The 18,117-nt window shown below is 70.9% G+C and carries 18 protein-coding genes; 12 read left to right on the plus strand and 6 right to left on the minus strand.

Going from position 1 to position 18,117, the window contains the following annotated elements; genetic code table 11:
• Nucleotides 1-71 precede the first annotated feature (71 nt).
• Nucleotides 72-419 (minus strand): hypothetical protein, encoded by a 348-nt coding sequence (locus IVW53_06490; protein MBF6605216.1) that lies wholly within the window; start codon nucleotides 417-419, stop codon nucleotides 72-74.
• A 136-nt stretch (nucleotides 420-555) separates the two neighbouring features.
• Here IVW53_06490 and IVW53_06495 point away from each other — a divergent pair, with 136 nt between their 5' ends.
• Nucleotides 556-1,260: a response regulator transcription factor gene (locus IVW53_06495; protein ID MBF6605217.1), complete on the plus strand. Its 705-nt coding sequence runs from the start codon at nucleotides 556-558 to the stop codon at nucleotides 1,258-1,260.
• A gap of 1 nt (nucleotide 1,261) precedes the next feature.
• Entirely contained in the window at nucleotides 1,262-2,644 is a 1,383-nt protein-coding gene (locus tag IVW53_06500; protein MBF6605218.1) for a HAMP domain-containing histidine kinase, read from the plus strand.
• Nucleotides 2,645-2,653: 9 nt separating this feature from the next.
• On the opposite strand, the gene IVW53_06505 is transcribed toward IVW53_06500, so the two are convergent.
• A complete protein-coding gene (locus tag IVW53_06505) occupies nucleotides 2,654-3,646 on the minus strand; it encodes a cytochrome d ubiquinol oxidase subunit II (protein MBF6605219.1) in 993 nt (330 codons plus the stop codon).
• A complete protein-coding gene (locus IVW53_06510; protein MBF6605220.1) occupies nucleotides 3,643-4,980 on the minus strand; it encodes a cytochrome ubiquinol oxidase subunit I in 1,338 nt (445 codons plus the stop codon). The genes IVW53_06505 and IVW53_06510 overlap by 4 nt, the downstream gene beginning before the upstream one ends.
• 26 nt (nucleotides 4,981-5,006) lie before the next feature.
• Here IVW53_06510 and IVW53_06515 point away from each other — a divergent pair, with 26 nt between their 5' ends.
• The 4 genes from IVW53_06515 to IVW53_06530 all read left to right on the plus strand — a co-directional run bounded on the left by IVW53_06515 (nucleotide 5,007) and on the right by IVW53_06530 (nucleotide 8,648).
• Nucleotides 5,007-5,840 carry a hypothetical protein gene (locus IVW53_06515; GenBank protein MBF6605221.1) on the plus strand — a complete coding sequence of 278 codons (834 nt, stop codon included), beginning with the start codon at nucleotides 5,007-5,009 and terminating at the stop codon, nucleotides 5,838-5,840.
• Complete coding sequence (locus IVW53_06520; GenBank protein MBF6605222.1) at nucleotides 5,840-6,667, plus strand: ABC transporter ATP-binding protein; 828 nt, start codon at nucleotides 5,840-5,842, stop codon at nucleotides 6,665-6,667. The genes IVW53_06515 and IVW53_06520 overlap by 1 nt, the downstream gene beginning before the upstream one ends.
• Nucleotides 6,652-7,488, plus strand: coding sequence for an ABC transporter ATP-binding protein (locus IVW53_06525; protein ID MBF6605223.1), 837 nt, complete (start codon nucleotides 6,652-6,654; stop codon nucleotides 7,486-7,488). The genes IVW53_06520 and IVW53_06525 overlap by 16 nt, the downstream gene beginning before the upstream one ends.
• A gap of 122 nt (nucleotides 7,489-7,610) precedes the next feature.
• Nucleotides 7,611-8,648 (plus strand): HoxN/HupN/NixA family nickel/cobalt transporter, encoded by a 1,038-nt coding sequence (locus tag IVW53_06530; protein ID MBF6605224.1) that lies wholly within the window; start codon nucleotides 7,611-7,613, stop codon nucleotides 8,646-8,648.
• Here the strand turns inward: IVW53_06530 and IVW53_06535 are convergent.
• Nucleotides 8,627-9,151 (minus strand): transcriptional repressor, encoded by a 525-nt coding sequence (locus IVW53_06535; protein MBF6605225.1) that lies wholly within the window; start codon nucleotides 9,149-9,151, stop codon nucleotides 8,627-8,629. The genes IVW53_06530 and IVW53_06535 overlap by 22 nt on opposite strands.
• Before the next feature lie 629 nt (nucleotides 9,152-9,780).
• Between IVW53_06535 and IVW53_06540 the strand changes: the two genes are divergently transcribed.
• The 3 genes from IVW53_06540 to modB all read left to right on the plus strand — a co-directional run bounded on the left by IVW53_06540 (nucleotide 9,781) and on the right by modB (nucleotide 11,863).
• Nucleotides 9,781-10,185 (plus strand): TOBE domain-containing protein, encoded by a 405-nt coding sequence (locus IVW53_06540; GenBank protein ID MBF6605226.1) that lies wholly within the window; start codon nucleotides 9,781-9,783, stop codon nucleotides 10,183-10,185.
• Nucleotides 10,182-11,018 (plus strand): molybdate ABC transporter substrate-binding protein, encoded by an 837-nt coding sequence (gene modA, locus IVW53_06545; GenBank protein ID MBF6605227.1) that lies wholly within the window; start codon nucleotides 10,182-10,184, stop codon nucleotides 11,016-11,018. Before IVW53_06540 ends, modA begins: the two co-directional genes overlap by 4 nt.
• Nucleotides 11,019-11,080: 62 nt before the next feature.
• On the plus strand, nucleotides 11,081-11,863 hold the full coding sequence (modB, locus tag IVW53_06550; GenBank protein ID MBF6605228.1) for a molybdate ABC transporter permease subunit: 783 nt from the start codon (nucleotides 11,081-11,083) through the stop codon (nucleotides 11,861-11,863).
• A gap of 48 nt (nucleotides 11,864-11,911) precedes the next feature.
• Here the strand turns inward: modB and IVW53_06555 are convergent, their stop codons facing one another.
• Both IVW53_06555 and IVW53_06560 read right to left on the minus strand, forming a co-directional pair.
• The gene (locus IVW53_06555; GenBank protein MBF6605229.1) at nucleotides 11,912-13,276 is read right to left on the minus strand and encodes a 3-oxoacid CoA-transferase subunit B; all 1,365 of its coding nucleotides are present in this window, start codon (nucleotides 13,274-13,276) and stop codon (nucleotides 11,912-11,914) included.
• Nucleotides 13,277-13,344: 68 nt separating this feature from the next.
• Nucleotides 13,345-15,057: an EAL domain-containing protein gene (locus IVW53_06560; GenBank protein MBF6605230.1), complete on the minus strand. Its 1,713-nt coding sequence runs from the start codon at nucleotides 15,055-15,057 to the stop codon at nucleotides 13,345-13,347.
• Between the two features lie 200 nt (nucleotides 15,058-15,257).
• Here IVW53_06560 and IVW53_06565 point away from each other — a divergent pair, with 200 nt between their 5' ends.
• From IVW53_06565 to IVW53_06575, 3 genes are all read left to right on the plus strand, one after another.
• The gene (locus IVW53_06565; GenBank protein ID MBF6605231.1) at nucleotides 15,258-16,190 is read left to right on the plus strand and encodes an ABC transporter substrate-binding protein; all 933 of its coding nucleotides are present in this window, start codon (nucleotides 15,258-15,260) and stop codon (nucleotides 16,188-16,190) included.
• 200 nt (nucleotides 16,191-16,390) lie between these two features.
• Nucleotides 16,391-17,116, plus strand: a complete 726-nt coding sequence (locus IVW53_06570) for an amino acid ABC transporter permease (GenBank protein MBF6605232.1) — start codon at nucleotides 16,391-16,393, stop codon at nucleotides 17,114-17,116.
• Entirely contained in the window at nucleotides 17,116-17,934 is an 819-nt protein-coding gene (locus IVW53_06575) for an amino acid ABC transporter ATP-binding protein (protein ID MBF6605233.1), read from the plus strand. Before IVW53_06570 ends, IVW53_06575 begins: the two co-directional genes overlap by 1 nt.
• Nucleotides 17,935-18,117: the final 183 nt, after the last annotated feature.

Consider the following 18,117-nt stretch of genomic DNA (forward strand, 5'->3'; position numbering starts at 1 on the left):
ACCGCGCTCATGGCGAGAGCCGGCCGGCGCCTGCGATGGCACCGGCCGGCCCGGAGTGAGGTGGGAGGGTGTTACTGCTGGACGTTGGACTGGAAGTCGACGTTCTGGCCGCCGATGTCCGTGTGGCCGCCGGGGCCGTCCGTCTCGATGCCGGCCTTCGCCGCCGTCTCGGTGGCTGACTCTGCGGCGATCGTCGTCGACTCGGTGGCCGACTCAGCGGCGACTCCGGGCACGGTGACGTCCGGGGTCAGCTGATCGCCGAGCTGGCCCGTGCCGCCCGTCTGGGTGCTCGGTCCGACGACCGTCACGTTCGGCGTCGGGGATGGGGTGGGGTTGCCGGCGAACGCGATCCCGCCTCCGGAAATCAGGAGGACGGCGGTTGCGGCGAGCGCCGGGGCGCGAAATCGATCGAGCTTCATGGTGGATGCTCCACTTCGACGACCGGGGCATCTGCCCGATCTGGAGGTAGCCTGCTCCCCGGGTCGTGAGCGTTCGGTTAATCGGGAGCGGCCACCGATTCACGATCGATTCACATGAAGGGTGGATGATGACGTCATGAAGATCCTCATGCTCGAGGATGACCAGCGCCTTCGATCGGTCGTCGTCCGCGGACTCCATCGCGCCGGTCACTCCGTCGAGGTCGCGGGCACCCTCGAGGAAGCGCGCTGGTTCCTCTCGGAAACGACCTCCGACGTCCTCATCCTCGACGTCATGCTGCCGGACGGCGACGGGTTCGGCCTGTGCGCCGAGCTTCGTGCCAAGGGCGACTGGACGCCCGTCCTCATGCTCACGGCGCGGGACGCGGTCACGGACCGGGTACGCGGCCTCGACGTGGGTGCGGACGACTATCTCGTCAAGCCGTTCGCATTCGCGGAGCTCGAGGCGCGCCTCCGGGCGCTCGACCGTCGCGGCACGAGCGAGCGTCCGCCGACGCTCATCGTCGGGACCCTCGAGCTTGATCCGGCGAGCCACCGGGCGACCCTGGGATCGCGGCGACTCGAGCTGACCGGACGGCAGTTCTCGCTGCTCGAGTTCTTCGCCCGGCGGGCGGACCAGGTCCTCCCCCGCTCCACGATCCTCGACCAGGTCTGGGACTGGGCCTTCGATGGCGACCCCCGGATCGTCGATGTGTACGTCCGCGCCCTCCGCCAGGCCCTGTCGTCCGGCCCGGGGGACCCGTCCATCGAGACGATCCGCGGCGTCGGATACACACTCCGCCCCGGCGGTCCCGCCGCCGAGCGCGAGCCCGCGCCATCGTGACGTGACGATCAGGGCGCGGCTCGCCGCGACCTACGCCGTGGGGCTCGTCATCACCGTCGCAGTGGTCGGCGCCCTCGTCTGGTGGCAGATGGACGGTGCGCTTCGAGCGTCGCTCGGGATGACCATCCAGACTCGCGCCGACGCCGTCCTCACCGCCGTCGAGAACGCCGGCCAGTCGGGACTCCAGAACACCGATCAGGCCGCCCCAGGCGTGTTCGCCGCACTCTTCTCACCGGCCGGAGTGCGTCTTGATGCAAGCGCGGACACGCCGCCAGGCATCCTCCCAGTGGCGGGCGTCCAGCAGCTCGGCGGCCGGCAGTATCTCGTCCTGACCACGATCGCCCAGGATGGGACGATCATCGTGACCGGCGCGGACCTCCGATCGATCTCCGATGCCGAGGCCGCGCTGGCCCGCGTGCTGGTCGGGGCGGGAGCGGCGACCGGAGCCGCGTCCGTGCTCGTGGCCTGGCTCCTCGCGCGGCGGGCGCTGCGACCGATCGACCGCCTCATCGAGTCCGCCTCCTCCCTCGGCCCGGACGATCTCACGCGGCGGCTCGACGCCCCGGACCGGGCGGACGAGGTGGGCCAGCTCACCGTCACCCTCAACGGGATGCTCGACCGGATCGCTGAGTCCGTCGAGCGCCAGCGGCTGTTCGTCGCCATGGCGTCACATGAGCTGCGCACCCCGCTCGCCTCTCTTCGGGTGGAGCTCGATCTCGTCGATCGGGACGATGCCACGCCGGACGAGCTCCGCGACGCGCTCCGCCAGGCGCGGGGTGACGCGATCCGGCTCAGCGGTCTCTCGACGAGCCTGCTCGAGCTCGCCGCCGTCGGCGTGGACGCGCGGGCGCTCGTCCTCGCGCCGGTCCGTGTCAACGAGCTGCTCCTCGGCGTCGTCCGAGGGCTGGACGGCCTCGCCCGTCAGCGGAGCGTCGAGGTCACCGTGGATGCGCCCGACGTCGTCGCCCGGGTCGACCGGACGAGGATCGAGCACGCCGTCGGCAATCTCATCGCCAACGCGATCGTCCACGGCGGCAGCGGTGGCAGCGTCGAGGTCCACTGCCGCATCGAACCGGCGGCAATGGACAGGAGCCTCGTCGTGGAGGTCCTCGATCGCGGACCCGGCGTTGGGAGCGCACCGATCAGCGCCCTGTTCGAGCCGTTCCAGCAGGGTGCCGGGGGCCGGCATCGCGGCGCCGGGCTCGGCCTGGCGACCGTCGCGAGCGCGATCACGGCCCACGGCGGCACGTTCGGTGCGGCGAATCGCGACGGTGGAGGCGCGCGCTTCTGGTTCGCCGTGCCATTCAGCGACGCCGACCGGCCGGTCCCCGATCCGGTCCCTGAAGCCGCTCCCGGACCGGCGCCGCGATCGGCCCCCCGCTGACGGGACGCGTCAGGCGCGCGAGCGCTGGGCGAGGACGAACAGGGCGACCATCGATGGAACGACCAGGACGGCGCCGACGAGCAGGCTGATGAGGAGCGCGGTGAGGGTCGCCGGCGGGCCGGCCGCTTGGTCGATCGTCAACGAGCCCACGAGCAGATACGGGTACTGGGCCACCGCCCAGCCCCACAGAACCGCACCGACCGCGAGGCCGGCGGTGCCGCGGGCGAGGGCGAACCGGCGCCGTGCGAGGAGTGCGAGCGACGCGATCCCGGTAACGGCGGAAAGCACGACGAGCGGGAGCGCGCCGGCGGTCAGACCGGCGAACAGCGTGGGCGCATCGGCGTGGATGACGACGATGCCGAGGAGGGCGCCGGTGCCCACCGTCAGGCCGCTCGCGAGCGCCCGTCCCCGGAACGCCTCGACGAGCGCGGCGTCGCCGGTCCGTCGAGCATCCGAGGTGAGGTAGACCGCCGCCAGAAACGCGCACAGGCCGACCGCGAGGACGCCGCCGAGCACGGACGTCGGGTTGAGCCAGCTGCCGATCGGATCGCCGGCCGCATTGCCGGGCGGCACCCGGCCCGATGCGACACCTCCCGCGATCGCCCCGAGGAAGAACGGTGTGACGATCGATGAAAGCCCGAAGATCATCCCGAAGCGGCGCCGCAGATCGGGATCCGCGACGGACTTCCGGAACGCGAACCCGGAGCCGCGGAGGATGATCCCGATGGCGACGAGCGTGAGCGGGATGTAGAGGGTCGACGCGACCGCGGCGAAGACCACCGGGAACGCGGTCCAGACCACGACGATGGCGAAGATGAGCCAGACATGGTTCGCCTCCCACACCGGGCCGATCGTGTCCTCGATGAGGTCACGGATCGCGGCGCCCTGACGGCGGCCGGCCGTCAGGTCCCAGAAACCGGCCCCGAAGTCGGCGCCACCGAACAGCGCATACGCCGTGAGGCCGGCCCAGGTGAGGAACAGGATGGCGTCGGCCGTGGTCATGACGGGGGGCCGTCCTCCGGCATCGCGGCGAGGGTCCGGCGGAGGACGAGGATCGTGCCGGCCGTGAGGGCGAGGTAGACGCCGATGAGGGTGAAGAACCCGATCGGGAGCCCGCGCGCCGCGGTCACCGCGTCCTCCACCCGCATGACCCGGTAGACGATCCACGGCTGACGACCGAGCTCGGTGACCATCCATCCGGCCTCCATCGCGACGACGGCGCCCGGGCCGGCCGCGATGGCGGCGAGGATGAACCGTCTCGAGCGCGGCATGTCCCGGCGTCGCCACCACGACCAGGCGAGCCAGGCTCCGAGGGCGAGGAGGCCGAAGCCGATGGCGACCATCACCTGGAAGGCGAGGTGGACCGGCAGGACCGGCGGCCGGTCAGCAGCCGGAACGGTGTCGAGGCCGACGACGAGGGCGTTCGGGTCGCGGAACGCGAGGAGCGACAGCCCGTCCGGGATCTGGAGGGCAAAGTGCATCGCGCCGTCCACCGGGATCCCGCCGATCGAGAGCGGGGCCCCCCGCTGCGACTGGTAGAGGCCCTCGATCGCGGCGAGCTTGATCGGCTGGTTCGTGGCGAGGAACTGGGCCGCCGCATCGCCGACGACGATCTGGGCCGGGGTGAGGATCGCGCCGAGGGAGAACGCGATGAGGAACCCCGTCCGATGGAGCTGCGAGGCCGGGTTCCGGCGGAGCCCCCAGGCGTGGGCCGCCGCCACGCCGAACCCACTCACCATGAACGCGGCGAGGATCATGTGGGTCGTCTCGACCGGCGTCGCCGGGTTGAGGATCGCAGCCCACGGGTCCACGCCGCTGACGACCCCGTTCGTCAGCGTGAAGCCGACCGGCTGATTGAGCCAGGCATTCGCGGTCACGACGAACCACGCCGAGGCGATCCCGCCCACGACGACCGGCAGGCCGGTGAGGAGATGGACGGTCGGCGGCAGGCGATCCCAGCCATACAGGTAGATGCCGATGAAAATCGCCTCGATGAAGAACGCGATGCCCTCGATCGCGAACGGCAGGCCGAGGACGGAGCCGAAGGTTGCCATGAGGCGCGGCCAGAGGATCCCCATCTCGAACGAGAGGATCGTCCCGGACACCGCGCCCACGGCGAAGAGGATGCCGAGGATCTTGGCCCAGCGGTGGGCGAGCGCGTCGTAGACCGCGCCGCCGCCATGTCGGCTGCGGTACTCGGCGATGAGAACGAGCGTCGGGAAGCCCACGCCGAAGCAGGCGATGACGATGTGCCAGGCGAGGGAGAGCGCCATCTGGGCCCGGGCCGCCCAGAGATCCGGCTGGTCGACCGCGCTGAAGACGTCGATGGCGTTCATCGCTCTCGAGCTCCGTTTCTGGGACGATGCCAGCCTACACCGCGCTCGCCGTCACCGCCGTGAGGTCCGCCCGCTCCATGCCGCCCGCTGCCGCCGAGCCGACCGCGCGCGAGCGGCTGGCCGCGCTTCACCCACCGGCGGCGGATCCGTACCGCCGGCTCAACCCGCTCACCCAGGTCGTCGTCGCCGTCGGCGGATTCGCTGCCGCCCTTCTCGCCCCGACCCTGCTCGGTCCGCTGGTCGGCATCGTCGTGGTCGCCATGCTCGCGTCGCTCGCGGGTGCCGCCGGGCCGGTGAGACGGGCTGGCGCGATCTCGGGCCTAGTCGTCGGAGGGGTCGTGGCGGTCGTCGACGTCCTCTCCGGTCACGATGTGTCGACGATCGCCGGAGGACCGCTCGACGCAGGGCTACGCGGCGCGCTGGCCGGGATGAGCCTGCGTCTGTGGACCTCGACCGTCGACCTGCCGGCCCTTCGGCTCGATCTGGAGCGGCGGGGACTCCCCCATCGGGTCGCCGTCGGCCTCGTGGGGGTCCTCGGGGCGGGACCCGGCCTCGCCGAGCGGCTCGACGCGGTGACGGCCGCGCAGCAGGCCCGCGGATACGAGCGCTCCGGCGGTCGGCTCGGCGCCCTCGGTCGCGTCCCGGCGCGGGCGCCGATCCTTTTGCCGGCACTCGTCTCGACGCTGGCGAACCTCACCGAGCGGAGTCTCGCTCTCGAGTCGCGGGCGATCGGGCGGCCCGGTCGGCGGGCCACGCTCTGGACGCCCGCCGATCCGCTGGCCGAACGCCTCCTCCGCTGGGCGATCGTCGTCGCGGGCGCCATCGGGATCGTCGTCCGGCTCCTCGGGATCGTGCGCTGATGCTCCACCTTCATTGCACGGCGTACCGCTACCCGGCCGCGAGGGTCGCCGCTCTCCACGACATCGACCTCGCGATCCCCCACGGTGTGGTCGTGGGGCTGGTCGGACCCAACGAGAGCGGCAAGTCCACGCTCTGCCTCGTGGCGTCCGGGATGGCTCCGGCGGTCGTCGGCGGCGAGCTCGTCGGGCACCTCGAGATCGACGGCGAGTCGATGACCGGCCGGCCGCCACACGAGCTCGCGGAGCGGGTCGGGCTCGGGTTCGCGAACCCCACGACACAGCTGACGGGGCTCACCGCGACGGTCTTCGAGGAGGTCGCGATCGGACCGCTCAACCTCGGGCTGTCCGCGACGGAGACCGTGGCCCGCGTGGACGAAGCCCTCGCCGCCGTGGGGATCGAGCGGCTCGCCGGCCAGAACCCGCGCCGGCTCTCGGGCGGTGAATCGCAGCTCGTCGCGATCGCGAGCCTCCTCGCGATGCGGCCGAGCCATCTCGTCCTCGACGAGCCGACCTCCGAGCTCGACCCGGCAGGAGCGCGGCTCGTCGCCGAAGCGCTCCACGCGGTCGCCCATGGCGGGACGGCCCTCCTCATCGCCGAGCATCGGATGGACCTGCTCGACGGTCTGTGCGACCGGATCGTCGTGCTCGACGGCGGAACGATCGTCCGGGACGGTCCGGCCGAGACAGCCCTCGCCGACCCCGGCCTCGCCGCGCTGGGCCTCGAACGGCCCGCTCGCCATCGCATCGCCGACGCATCCAGGGCCGCCGGAGCCCCGCTCGACCCTGCCGAGCTCCGGTCCGCCCTCGGCGGATGGCCCCACCGGTGATCCCGGCGATCGCCCTCGAGGGGCTCGGGTTCGTCTACCCCGACGGTCATCGCGTCCTCGCCGCCGTCGACCTCGCGATCGGCGCGGGCGAGACGATCGCGCTCGTGGGCCAGAACGGGAGCGGAAAGTCAACCCTCGTCCGGCACCTGAACGGTCTCCTGCGATCCACGGAGGGGCGAGTGCTGCTGGACGGTCGAGACATCGCCGCCGTGCCGGTCGCGTCCCTCGCCGCACACGTCGGGCTCCTGTTCCAGAACCCGGACCGGCAGCTCTTCGAGGAACGCGTCCGCGACGAGGTCGCGTTCGGCCCGCGCAATCTCGGCCGCCGCGGCGATGACCTCGACGCGGTCGTCGCGGACGCTCTCGAGGCCGTCGGTCTGAGCGACCTGGATGACGCGAACCCCTTCGTCCTCGGTCAGTCGCGGCGGAAGCTCGTCGCCCTCGCGTCCATCCTCGCGATGCGGACCCCGATCGTCGTCCTCGACGAGCCGACGACAGGCCAGGACGCCCGCGGCGTCGACCGGATCCGCTCCATCGTCCGCGGACTGGCCGCCGAGGGCCGGACGACGATCGCGATCTCCCACGACCTGCGGTTCGTCGCCGAGACCTTCGATCGGGTCGTCATCCTCCGCGACGGCACGGTCGCCCTCGACGGCACGCCAGCCGAGGTGTTCGGGCCGGAGGCGGGTCCCGTGCTCGCAGCGGCGAATCTCGAACCCCCGCCCGCCGCCCGCGTCGGGATGCACCTCGGACTCGGCAGCACGCCGAGCGAGGCGGACCTGGTCGCCAGGCTTGCCGCCCGGGCCGCCGCGGGGCGCTGACCCCCGGTCACCCCGGCTGCCCTTATTGCGACGTGTTGTAAGAACGGGGTATCCTCACCGTCCGGACCGGCTGCCTGCCGGTCACGAAGCGGAGAGCCGGATTGATCGCGACCGCCATGCGGATGGCGACCACGTCGAGCCCGTTGCGGAACCGGATCGTGGGGATCTACGCGTTCCTCATCGCGTTCACCGTGGCCTGCGTCGGCCTCCTCTTCGCCGTCGGAACGGCCTATCCGGCGCTCATCGGGGCCGGCATCCTCGCCTACACGCTCGGGCTCCGGCACGGCGTCGACGCGGACCACATCGCCGCGATCGACAACACGACGCGCAAGCTCATCCAGGACGGCCAGCGTCCGGTGACGGTGGGGCTCTTCTTCTCGCTCGGCCACTCGACGATCGTCATCGGCCTCTCCGTGGTCCTCGCGATCTCCGGTGCGATCGTCCACGACATCCCGGCGCTCCAGGATGTCGGAGGACTCGTCGGGACCGCCGTCTCGGCCGCGTTCCTCCTCGCGATCGGCCTCGTCAACCTCGTCGCCCTCGTGGAGATCGGACGGCTGTTCCGGACCGTTTCCGGCGGCGGCAGCTACAGCGACGCGTCGCTCGAGGACTTCCTCGCCGGGCGCGGGCTCCTCGCCCGGATCTTCCGGCCGATGCTGCGGCTCGTTCGAAGGAGCTGGCACATGTACCCGGTGGGGGTCCTCTTCGGCCTCGGCTTCGACACGGCGAGCGAGGTCGGCCTCCTCGGCCTTGCCGCGACCGCCGGCGGCCAGGCCATCCCAATCGGGTTCATCCTCATCCTCCCGGCCCTCTTCGCGGCCGGGATGATGACGGTGGACACGACCGACCAGGTGCTCATGCTCGGCGCCTACGAGTGGGCCTTCCTCCGCCCGATCCGCAAGCTGTACTACAACCTGACGATCACCTTCATCTCGGTCGTCATCGCCTTCCTCATCGGCGGGATCGAGGTCCTCAGCATCGTCGCGGCGCGGTTCCGGCTCAGCGGCGGTGTGTGGGACTTCGTCGCCCACCTCGACTTCGAGATCGTCGGCTTCGCGGTCATCGCGATCTTCATCGGGACGTGGATCGTCGCGACGATCATCTATCGCCTCAGGGGCTACGACGAGCTCGGGGGCGATCAGCCCGGGTCGGCGGCCTGACAGGCGGCGCAGCGACCGACGATCGTCAGGTGCGAGAGATCCACCGCGAAGCCTCGACTCCGCTCCAGCGAGGCCATCGTCGCCGCGGCCTCGGCCTCGTCGATCTCCCAGCTCGCACCGCATCCCTCACAATGCAGATGGCCGTGTTCGACCGCCGGTCGGACGTGGTATTCCTCCCGGCCGTCGGCACCATGGGCATGTCTGACGACGCCGAGCTCCTCGAATACACGGAGGGTCCGGTAGACCGTCGAGGGGGTCGTGAGCGGGTCGAGCGATCGGCAGCGATCGACGAGCTCGGCGCCGGTGATGTGGCCATCTGTCCGGTCGAGGACCTCGAGGATCTGGCGGCGCTGCGCCGTCCAGCGCAGACCCAGGGTCCGGAAGTGATCGCGGATCGCGGCAAGCGAGGGTGGCGTGGTGGCGTCCCGCGCCGAACCGGCGCCGCTCGGCCTTCGGACGGTCATGTGGGACGTGCTCGGCGTCGCTGGACGTGCGTCGTGCATCGGGCGCGAGTATAGGGCTGGCCTGAGTGGCTGCCCGGTGTGGCTGCCCCGTGAGGGCGCCCGCATTCGGATGCCGGGCACCGAGTGCGCCAGGACGGCGCATATCCGCCCCGGGAGACGCTTACGCGAGATCGTGGCCCCATCGCGGGTCGGATGAGCCCCATCGGACCGGAGCCGCACGCACGGCACGACTGCACTCCGGGGCGCCTGAGCGTGGATCGGGCCTTCAGTGTTCCGTAACGCTCTCCCAGTGCGGTTCTGCGATGAAATCGCGGGCGCATCGGCCGTGGAGCTCAGCGGCGCAGCGGATCGGAACCGCGAGGGCCGCAACGGAGTGGGAGGCGCGAGGGCCGAGAAGCGCCGAACATGGACGAGCGACGCGCCGGTGATCGGGCGTCGCTCGTCGTGGGAGCGCGAACGGGAGGAGGATCGTCCGCGTCGTATTCGGTTGTTCTTCAGTTGTCGGATGCATCGTGACACCCGGGACCTTGCGATCTCATTACGCCGCAGGGCCGGTCCCTCGATCAGAGCATCCAAAATCGGTGGGCGAGATATCTAGACATCATCTCTCTTGGTGGTGATACTTCCTCGGTATGGATGCGGAACCGTCTGGACGATCCACGGCCGGCATGCGGATGGGTCAGGCGGCCGAGATGGTCGGCGTCACGGTCGAGACGCTCCGCCGCTGGGAGGTGGACGGACGCCTCCGGGTGGAGCGCTCGGGCGGCGGCCAGCGTCTCGTCCCGCTCGCCGAGGTCTCGCGACTCATCGACGAACGACGGCGCGCGGTCGTGGATCGGCCGATCGTCGCCCAATCGGCACGGAATCGGTTCCCTGGTGTCGTGACCCGCGTCGAGCGCGACGGCGTCGCTGCCGTGGTCGAGGTCGTCGCCGGCCCGCACCGGCTCGTGAGCCTCATGACCGCCGAGGCGGTCATCGAGCTCGGTCTTGCCGTCGGCGTCGAGGCGATCTGCGTCGTGAAGGCGACGAACGTCATCGTCGAGATCCCCGCGTCGCGCGAGCGCGGCGGATGAGACACGGCCGGCGGATCGCCACGCTCTCCGCCGCAGCGCTGCTCCTCCTCGCCGGCTGCTCGGGCACCGCCACCGCACCCGGCAACGCCACCGCACCGGGCAGTGCCACGGCGCCACCGATCGCCACAAGCCTGACCGTCGACGCAGCCGCCTCGCTCGCGGGCGTCCTCGAAGCGGCGCGCTCCCGCTACGACGCCACCCACCCCGGGACGTCCCTCACGATCGACACGGACTCCTCGGCTGCGCTCGCGACGCAGATCGAGCAGGGAGCGCCGGTCGACGTCTTCCTCTCCGCCGACACGACGAACCCGCAGGCGCTGATCGATCGCGGTCTCGCCAGCGGCGCGCTCGTGCCGTTCGCGGCCAACCTCCTCACGATCATCGTTCCGACCGCGGATCCGGCCGCCATCCGGACGCCGGCGGACCTCGCTCGGCCCGGGGTCAAGATCATCGCGGCGGGCCCGGCCGTCCCGATCACCAGGTACGCGACCCGGCTCGTCGCGAACCTCGCCGCCCTGCCCGGGTATCCGGCCGGATTCGCCGCCGCCTATGCCGCGAACGTCGCGTCGAGGGAGGACAACGTCGCCGCGGTCGTGGCGAAGGTCGCCCTCGGCGAAGGCGACGCGGCGATCGTCTACGTCACCGATGCGGCGACATCGCCCGGCGTGATCGCGGTCCCCGTCCCGGCCGCCGCGAACGTCCCGGCGACGTACGCGGGCGTCGTCGTGCGGGCCTCGCGAGATCTCATCGGCGCGCAGGCCTTCCTCGCCTGGTTCGCCGGGCCGGACGGTCAGGCGATTCTCCGCTCGTTCGGGTTCCTTCCGCCGCCGTGAGTCGAGCGCCCGCGCGACCCGGCCGGACATTCGCGTCGCGCCGGAACCATGATGGACGAGCGATCATCACCCTCGCGGTCGTGCTCGGCCTCCTGCTCGCCCTGCCGGTCGCGACCCTCGTCGCCAGGGCGATCGTTGACGGCTCGCTGGCGGCGAGCGCGACGAACCGGGTAGTCCTCGACGCGCTGACCTTGAGCCTTGCGACGACCACGGCGAGTCTCGCCATCACCGTCGCCATCGGGCTCCCACTGGCGTTCGTCCTCGCCCGCCGGCGGTTCATGGGTTCCGCGCTCCTCGAGACGGCGGTCGATCTGCCGATCGTCCTCCCGCCGTCCGTGGCAGGGCTCGCGCTCCTCCTCGTCCTCGGCCGGCGCGGACTCCTCGGGGAGCCGCTCGCCGGGGCGGGCATCGAGCTCCCGTTCACGACGGCTGCCGTCATCCTCGCCCAGGCGTTCGTCTCGGCGCCGTTCTTCATCCGCTCGGCGCGGGCCGGGATCGCGGCCGTCGATCGCGATCTCGAGGACGCGGCGCGCGTCGACGGCGCCTCCGAGGCCGGGGTCTTCCGGCAGATCACGATCCCGCTCGCCGGGCCCGCGCTCGCGGCGGGCCTCGTCATGAGCTGGGCCCGATCGCTCGGCGAGTTCGGGGCGACGATCATGTTCGCCGGCAATATCGAAGGGCGGACCCAGACGCTCCCGCTCGTTGTGTACAGCGAGTTCACCGGCGGCGCGCTCGGGCACTCGATCGCCGCCGCGGCGATCCTCGTCGTCGCCGCCTTCGGTGTGCTCGTCGCCGTCCGCGTGCTCCACTGGGGCCGCGTCCTCGACCTCCGCGCCCTCGCCTGATCCGCTCGGGTAGCGCGGCGGCGGCCGGCCGGACCGGACTCGCGACCGTCAGTCGAGGGCGATGCGGAAATCGGCGCCAGTGCGGGCGCGCACCTCCTCCACGGTGACCCCGGGCGCGAGCTCGATGAGGACGAGACCCGCGCCGGGTGCGACCTCGAAGACGGCAAGATCCGTGATCACCCGGTCCACGACCCCTCGGCCGGTGAGCGGGAGCGTGCACTCGCGGAGGATCTTCGGACTGCCGTCCTTCGCGACGTGGTCCATGAGGACGATCACCCGCCGCACTCCCGAGACGAGGTCCATCGCGCCACCCGGGCCCTTCACCATCCGGCCCGGCACCATCCAGTTCGCGAGATCGCCGTTCTCGGCGACCTCCAGCCCGCCGAGGATCACCACGTCGATGTGGCCGCCCCGGATCATCGCGAACGAATCCGCGCTGGAGAAGAAGCTCGAGCCGGCGATCGTCGTCACGGTCTGCTTGCCGGCGTTGATGAGATCGGGATCCACGTCCGCCTCATCCGGGAACGGCCCGATGCCGAGCAGTCCGTTCTCCGACTGGAGGACGACCGTGATCTCCGGCGGGATGTGGTTCGCCACGAGCGTCGGGATGCCGATGCCGAGGTTGACGTAATCGCCGTCGTGGAGCTCCGCAGCGGCCCGGCGGGCCATCCGTTCGCGCGACGGCGAGGTGACGGCGGACAGGTCGGTCCCGGCGACGGTGCGGAACTCGATCCGCCGCTCGTACTTCGCCCCCTCGACGATCCGGTCGACATAGATGCCCGGCGTGTCCACCGCGTCCGGATCGAGCTCGCCGACCTCGACCAGGTGCTCCACCTCCGCGACCGTGACCGTGCCGCAGGTGGCGATCATCGGGTTGAAGTTCCGCGCCGTGCGGCGGTAGACGAGGTTGCCCGCACGGTCGCCGCGCCAGGCCTTGACGAGCGAGACGTCCGTGCGGATCGCCTCCTCGAGGACGTACTCGCGGCCATCGAAGACCCGCGTCTCGCGGTCGGCGGCGATGCTCGTCCCGATCCCGGTCCGGGTGTAGAAGCCGGGGATCCCGGCACCGCCCGCCCGGAGCCGTTCCGCGAGCGTCCCCTGGGGAACGAGCTCGAGCTCGAGCTCGCCGGCGAGCGCCTGGCGCTCGAACTCGCGGTTCTCGCCGACGTACGAGGCGATCACCCGGCGGACCTGCCGCCCGGCGAGGAGGAGGCCCATCCCGAAGTCATCGACCCCGGCGTTGTTGCCGACGATCGTGAGGTCGCGGACACCGCTCGCGACGACGGCAGCAATGAGGTGCTCCGGTATCCCGCAGAGGCCGAAACCGCCGGCACCGATGGTCATCCCGTCGTGGAGGAGCCCATCGAGGGCTGCCGCTGCACTCGGATGGACCTTCTCGCGGCGGCCGCTCATCGCCGTATCGTCGCCGATTCGCCGACCGCGTGGAACACCGGGGCGCGCGTCCGGTGTCTGGTCCTCCGTCAGCCGTTGACCACCGCGAGGAACGGGAACGCCGCCCGTGGATCGAGGGCATCGAGATCCACCCGCCGGAGGTTCGGCGCGGCGGACGGTCGGGCGAGGAGATACCCCTGGGCGGCGGGGACGTCGAGGTCGCGGAGCATCTCGAGCTGGGCCGGCGTTTCCACGCCTTCCGCGATCACGCCGGCCCGCCACCGCGCGGCGAGTTCGGTGAGGCTCCGGATCACCTCGAGTGAGGCGGCGTTGCGGGCACCCGCCTGGATGAGGCTCAGGTCGATCTTCATGATGTCGAAATGGATCTGGCTGAGCAGCCGCAGCCCGGCGTTCCCCGCACCGACATCGTCGATGGCGATCCGGAAGCCGGCATCGCGGCAGGCGGCGAGCCGGCGGCGCACCGCGTCGATGTCGACGACCTCCTCGCGCTCGGTCAGCTCGAGGATGACCCGCTCGGGCGTGAGGCGACCTCGGCGGAGGAGCGCCGTGAGGAACGCCGGCGAGAACTCGGGCGACTCGACCGTCTGGGGCGACAGGTTGAGGCTGATCGACTGGTCGGGACCGAGGTCGCGGATCCCGTCGATGATCGCGGTGATGCACGCCCGATCGAGTTCGACGGACCGGCCGGTCGCCTCCGCGGCCGCGAACATCGAACCCGGGTCCGAGAACCCGGATCCGGGCGCCGGTCGCGTGAGGCCCTCGAACCCGATGACCACGCCGCTGTCGAGCGCGACGATCGGCTGATAGGCCGGCACGAGGAGGCCGGACCCGACGATGTGGGCAATCGCGGCGGACGCCTCGGCGAGCTGGCCGGCCGCGATCCCCTCGATGTGGGCGACCGAGTCGTAGAGACGGACGTCCGTCCGTCCGCCGTGCTTCGCCTCGTAGAGCGCCCGGTCCGCGTTGGCGAGGAGCTCGGCTCGCGACATGCCGTCCGCCGGCGCCGAACTGATCCCGCCGGAGAACGAGAAGCCGCGGGCGAAGCCAGCGCTCGGGCGGGGCTCGACGCACGCGGCGAGCAGTCGGCGGGCCACGACGAGGGCCTCCTGGGCGTTCGTGTGGGGCATGAGGATCGCGAACTCGTCACCGCCGATCCGGAACGCCCGGTCGGATCGGCGGGTCGCGGCGACGAGGAGGTGGGCGAGCTCGACGAGCGTCGCGTCGCCGAGCGCGTGACCGGCCGAGTCGTTGATGAGCTTGAAGTCGTCGAGATCGATCGTGAGCAGCGCGAGCGGCGTGCCGTAGCGTTCGACGTCGGCGAGCGCGCGGTCGAACTCCTCGTGGAACGCCCGGTGATTGCCGAGCCGGGTGAGCGAATCCTCGAGCGCCGTCGAGCGCGCCTCCTCATAGAGCTCACCGTACCGATGGTTCTCGGCCTCGAGCTCCTCTGCCGGGCGAACGACGAGGTGAGCGAGGTAGAGGGTGAGGTCCACGCTACCGGCGAGGGCCAGGACGAAGGCGCCGAGCGCCGCGATCGGCGCCGACCGGACGAAGCTGCCGATCCAGCGGCTCGAGTCCGGCGCGACGAGGGTCCCGAGCACAGCGCCGACGATGAGCGCGATCGTCGCGGTCGAGCCCATGACGAGGGCGAGCCGGAACCTGATACGTCGTGCCTGTCTGCCGCGTGTCGCCCCCGGGAGCAGTTCGTGGACGGCGTGCGGGACGGCCCGGTCGTGCGCGGCGAGGATCGGGGTCCGGAGCGGTTCGGTATGGCTGGCCATCGAAGCGAGTTGTCCCATCGTTTCGATGAGACGGACAGTGTCCCTTCGTACCGCGGCCGGTGGGCCTTTCGGGTGACGCACCGGATGTGGAGGTCGCCGCGACCGCGTTCCGCGCCCATCCGATGTATCGTCACGGCCGACTTTCACGAGAACCTCGTCCCCGAGATCTCTCGGACCGCGTATCAGGAGGAGCCATCCGCATGCGCCGCTGGGCACTGGGATCTGTTATCACGACGGCGGTCATCGTCGTCGGGGCCTGCTCGAGCGCGGCGACGCCGAGCCCGAGCGCCTCGGCCGCCCCATCCGCCGCCTCGGCCGCACCGAGCGCCGCCGCTTCAGCTTCGAGCGCACCGTCCGCATCCGCGAGCGCGGCGCCGTCGGCCGCCGCCATCGCGGTGCCGGCCAACATCACGAGCGCCGGCAAGCTCGTCTTCTGCTCGGACATCTCGTATCCGCCGGAGGAGTCGTACGCCGCCGACGGGACGACCCCGCAGGGGTCGGACATCGACATCGCGAACGAGATCGCCAAGCGCCTCGGCGTGAAGGCCGAGATCGACAACACCGGCTTCGGCGGGATCATCCCCGCCCTCAACGCGAAGAAGTGCGACCTCATCATCTCCGGCATGAACGACACGCCGACGCGGGCACAGCAGGTCAGCTTCGTCGACTACCTCAAGGTCGGCCAGGGCCTCCTCGTCCCGGCCGGCAACCCGAAGAACCTCCAGACGCTCGCCGACCTGTCCGGCCACTCGGTCGCGGTCGAGCTCGGAACGACGAACAAGGACGCCCTCGACGCCGAGAACAAGGTCCTCGTCGCGGCCGGCAAGCCGAAGATCGACATCCAGACGTTCCAGGCGGACACGGACGCGTTCAACCAGCTCAAGCTCGGTCGGGTCGACGCGTATTCCGGCGACTCGCCGGTCTGTGCGTACTACGCGGCCCAGAGCAACGGCAAGTTCATCGTCGGCGGCTCGCCGATCGCCCCGGCCCTGATCGGGATCGCGATCCGCAAGACGGACACCCAGCTGACGGCCGCGGTCCAGGCCGCGATCGACGCGATGTACGCCGACGGGACGATGAAGTCCATCGTCGACAAGTGGGGCATGACGAACGCGGTCGTCCTCCTGAAGTAACAGGCGAGCCGGGCGTCCGCTCGGATACTCTTCCGTTCCATCAACGCCATCGGGTGGGCCGCCGGTCCACCCGATGACCTGGCCCTTCAGACGAGCGTGCCGTGCACCCGCTGTCGCTCCTCGCCGATTCGTCGGGCCTGCAGTTCCAGTTCGACCTCCCGTTCTTCCTCAACTTCGTCTTCCATCCCACGCCGGCCCTCATCGGCGGGCTCGCGATCACGATCTACGCATCGATCATCGCCCAGGCGATGGGCGTCGTCCTCGGCGTCTTCTCCGCCCTCGCCGGGATGGCCCGCAATCGCGTGTTCCGGACGATCAGCCGGCTCTACGTCTGGTTCTTCCGTGGGACACCGGTCCTCGTCCAGATCTCCCTCGTCTACTTCGGGACGCCTTACCTGCTCGGCGGGTTCGACCTGTTCCCGAACCACGCCCTGCTCGGTCCCCTCGACCTCCGGGGGGCCGTCCTCGCCGGCACCTTCGCCCTCGGCGTGAACGAGGGTGCGTACATGAGCGAGATCGTCCGGGCCGGCATCCTGTCCGTCGACCCGGGCCAGACGGAGGCGGCCAAGTCGCTCGGCATGACCTACGGGCTGACGATGCGCCGGATCGTCCTGCCGCAGGCCCTCCGGGTCATCATCCCGCCGCTCGGCAACGAGTTCAACAACATGCTCAAGACGACCTCGCTCATGAGCGTCATCGCCGTCCAGGAGCTCTACGGCAACGCGTTGAACGTCTATTCGGCGTCGTTCAAGCCATTCGAGGTGTTCTTCGGGGTCGCCATCTACTACCTCGCCCTCACCTCGATCTGGAGCTTCATCCAGGGCCGTATCGAGCGACGCCTCGGGACGAGCTCCGTGCGGATCGATGAGCCGGGGCTCATGGCCCGACTCGTCGGCCTCCGCGGCCCGAGCGCCGGAGGTCGCTGATGGCCGGAGTGGGCGGCGGCATCCTCGGCGCGATCGGCGGCGTGCCACGGCCGCCGACGGACGTCGTCGTGGACGCCAGGGACGTCGAGAAGCGGTTCGGCGCCCTCGCCGTCCTCAAGGGGCTGAGCATCCAGGTCCGGCGGGCGGAGGTCGTCGTCATCATCGGGCCCTCCGGATCCGGCAAGACGACGTTCATCCGCTGCATCAACCACCTCGAGAAGATCCAGGGCGGCCGGATCTTCGTGAACGGTCACCTCATCGGCTACCGCGAGGACGGCGGCCGGCTCGTCGAGGACCGCGAGGCGAACATCGCCCGCCAGCGCCAGGAGATCGGGATGGTCTTCCAGCGCTTCAACCTCTTCCCGCACATGACCGCCCTCGCGAACATCATCGAGGCGCCGGTCCGCGTCCGCGCTGTCCCTACCGCCGAGGCGACGGAGATGGGCCGGGCGCTGCTGGACCGCGTCGGCCTCGCTCACAAGGCGGACAGCTACCCGGCCCAGCTCTCCGGCGGCCAGCAGCAGCGGGTGGCCATCGCCCGCGCGCTCGCGATGAAACCCGCCCTCATGCTGTTCGACGAACCGACGAGTGCCCTCGACCCGGAGATGATCGGCGAGGTCCTCGAGGTGATGAAGGAGCTCGCCCGCGAAGGGATGACGATGATCGTCGTGAGCCACGAGATGGGCTTCGCCCGCGAGGTGGCGGACCGCGTGGTCATGATGGACGACGGCCAGATCATCGAGGAAGGCACCCCCGAGCACTTCTTCACCAGCCCGCAGCACGAGCGGACGAAGACCTTCCTCTCGAAGATCCTCTGACGGCCCGCGGCCGTGCGTCGGCCCCGGCCGTGCGTATCGCCCGATATCGGCCTAACAGATGTTCGGTGCGAGGCCCTGCGTATCGCCCGACCCGACGGAGCGGCGCAACCCGTGACCGTGCGGCGGGCGGGACGTGAGGAGTCGGGCGTCGATCCAGCCATCGGCCCTGTGGATATCCGGTCG

Source organism: Chloroflexota bacterium (assembly GCA_015478725.1).
Classification (GTDB): domain Bacteria; phylum Chloroflexota; class Limnocylindria; order Limnocylindrales; family CSP1-4; genus C-114.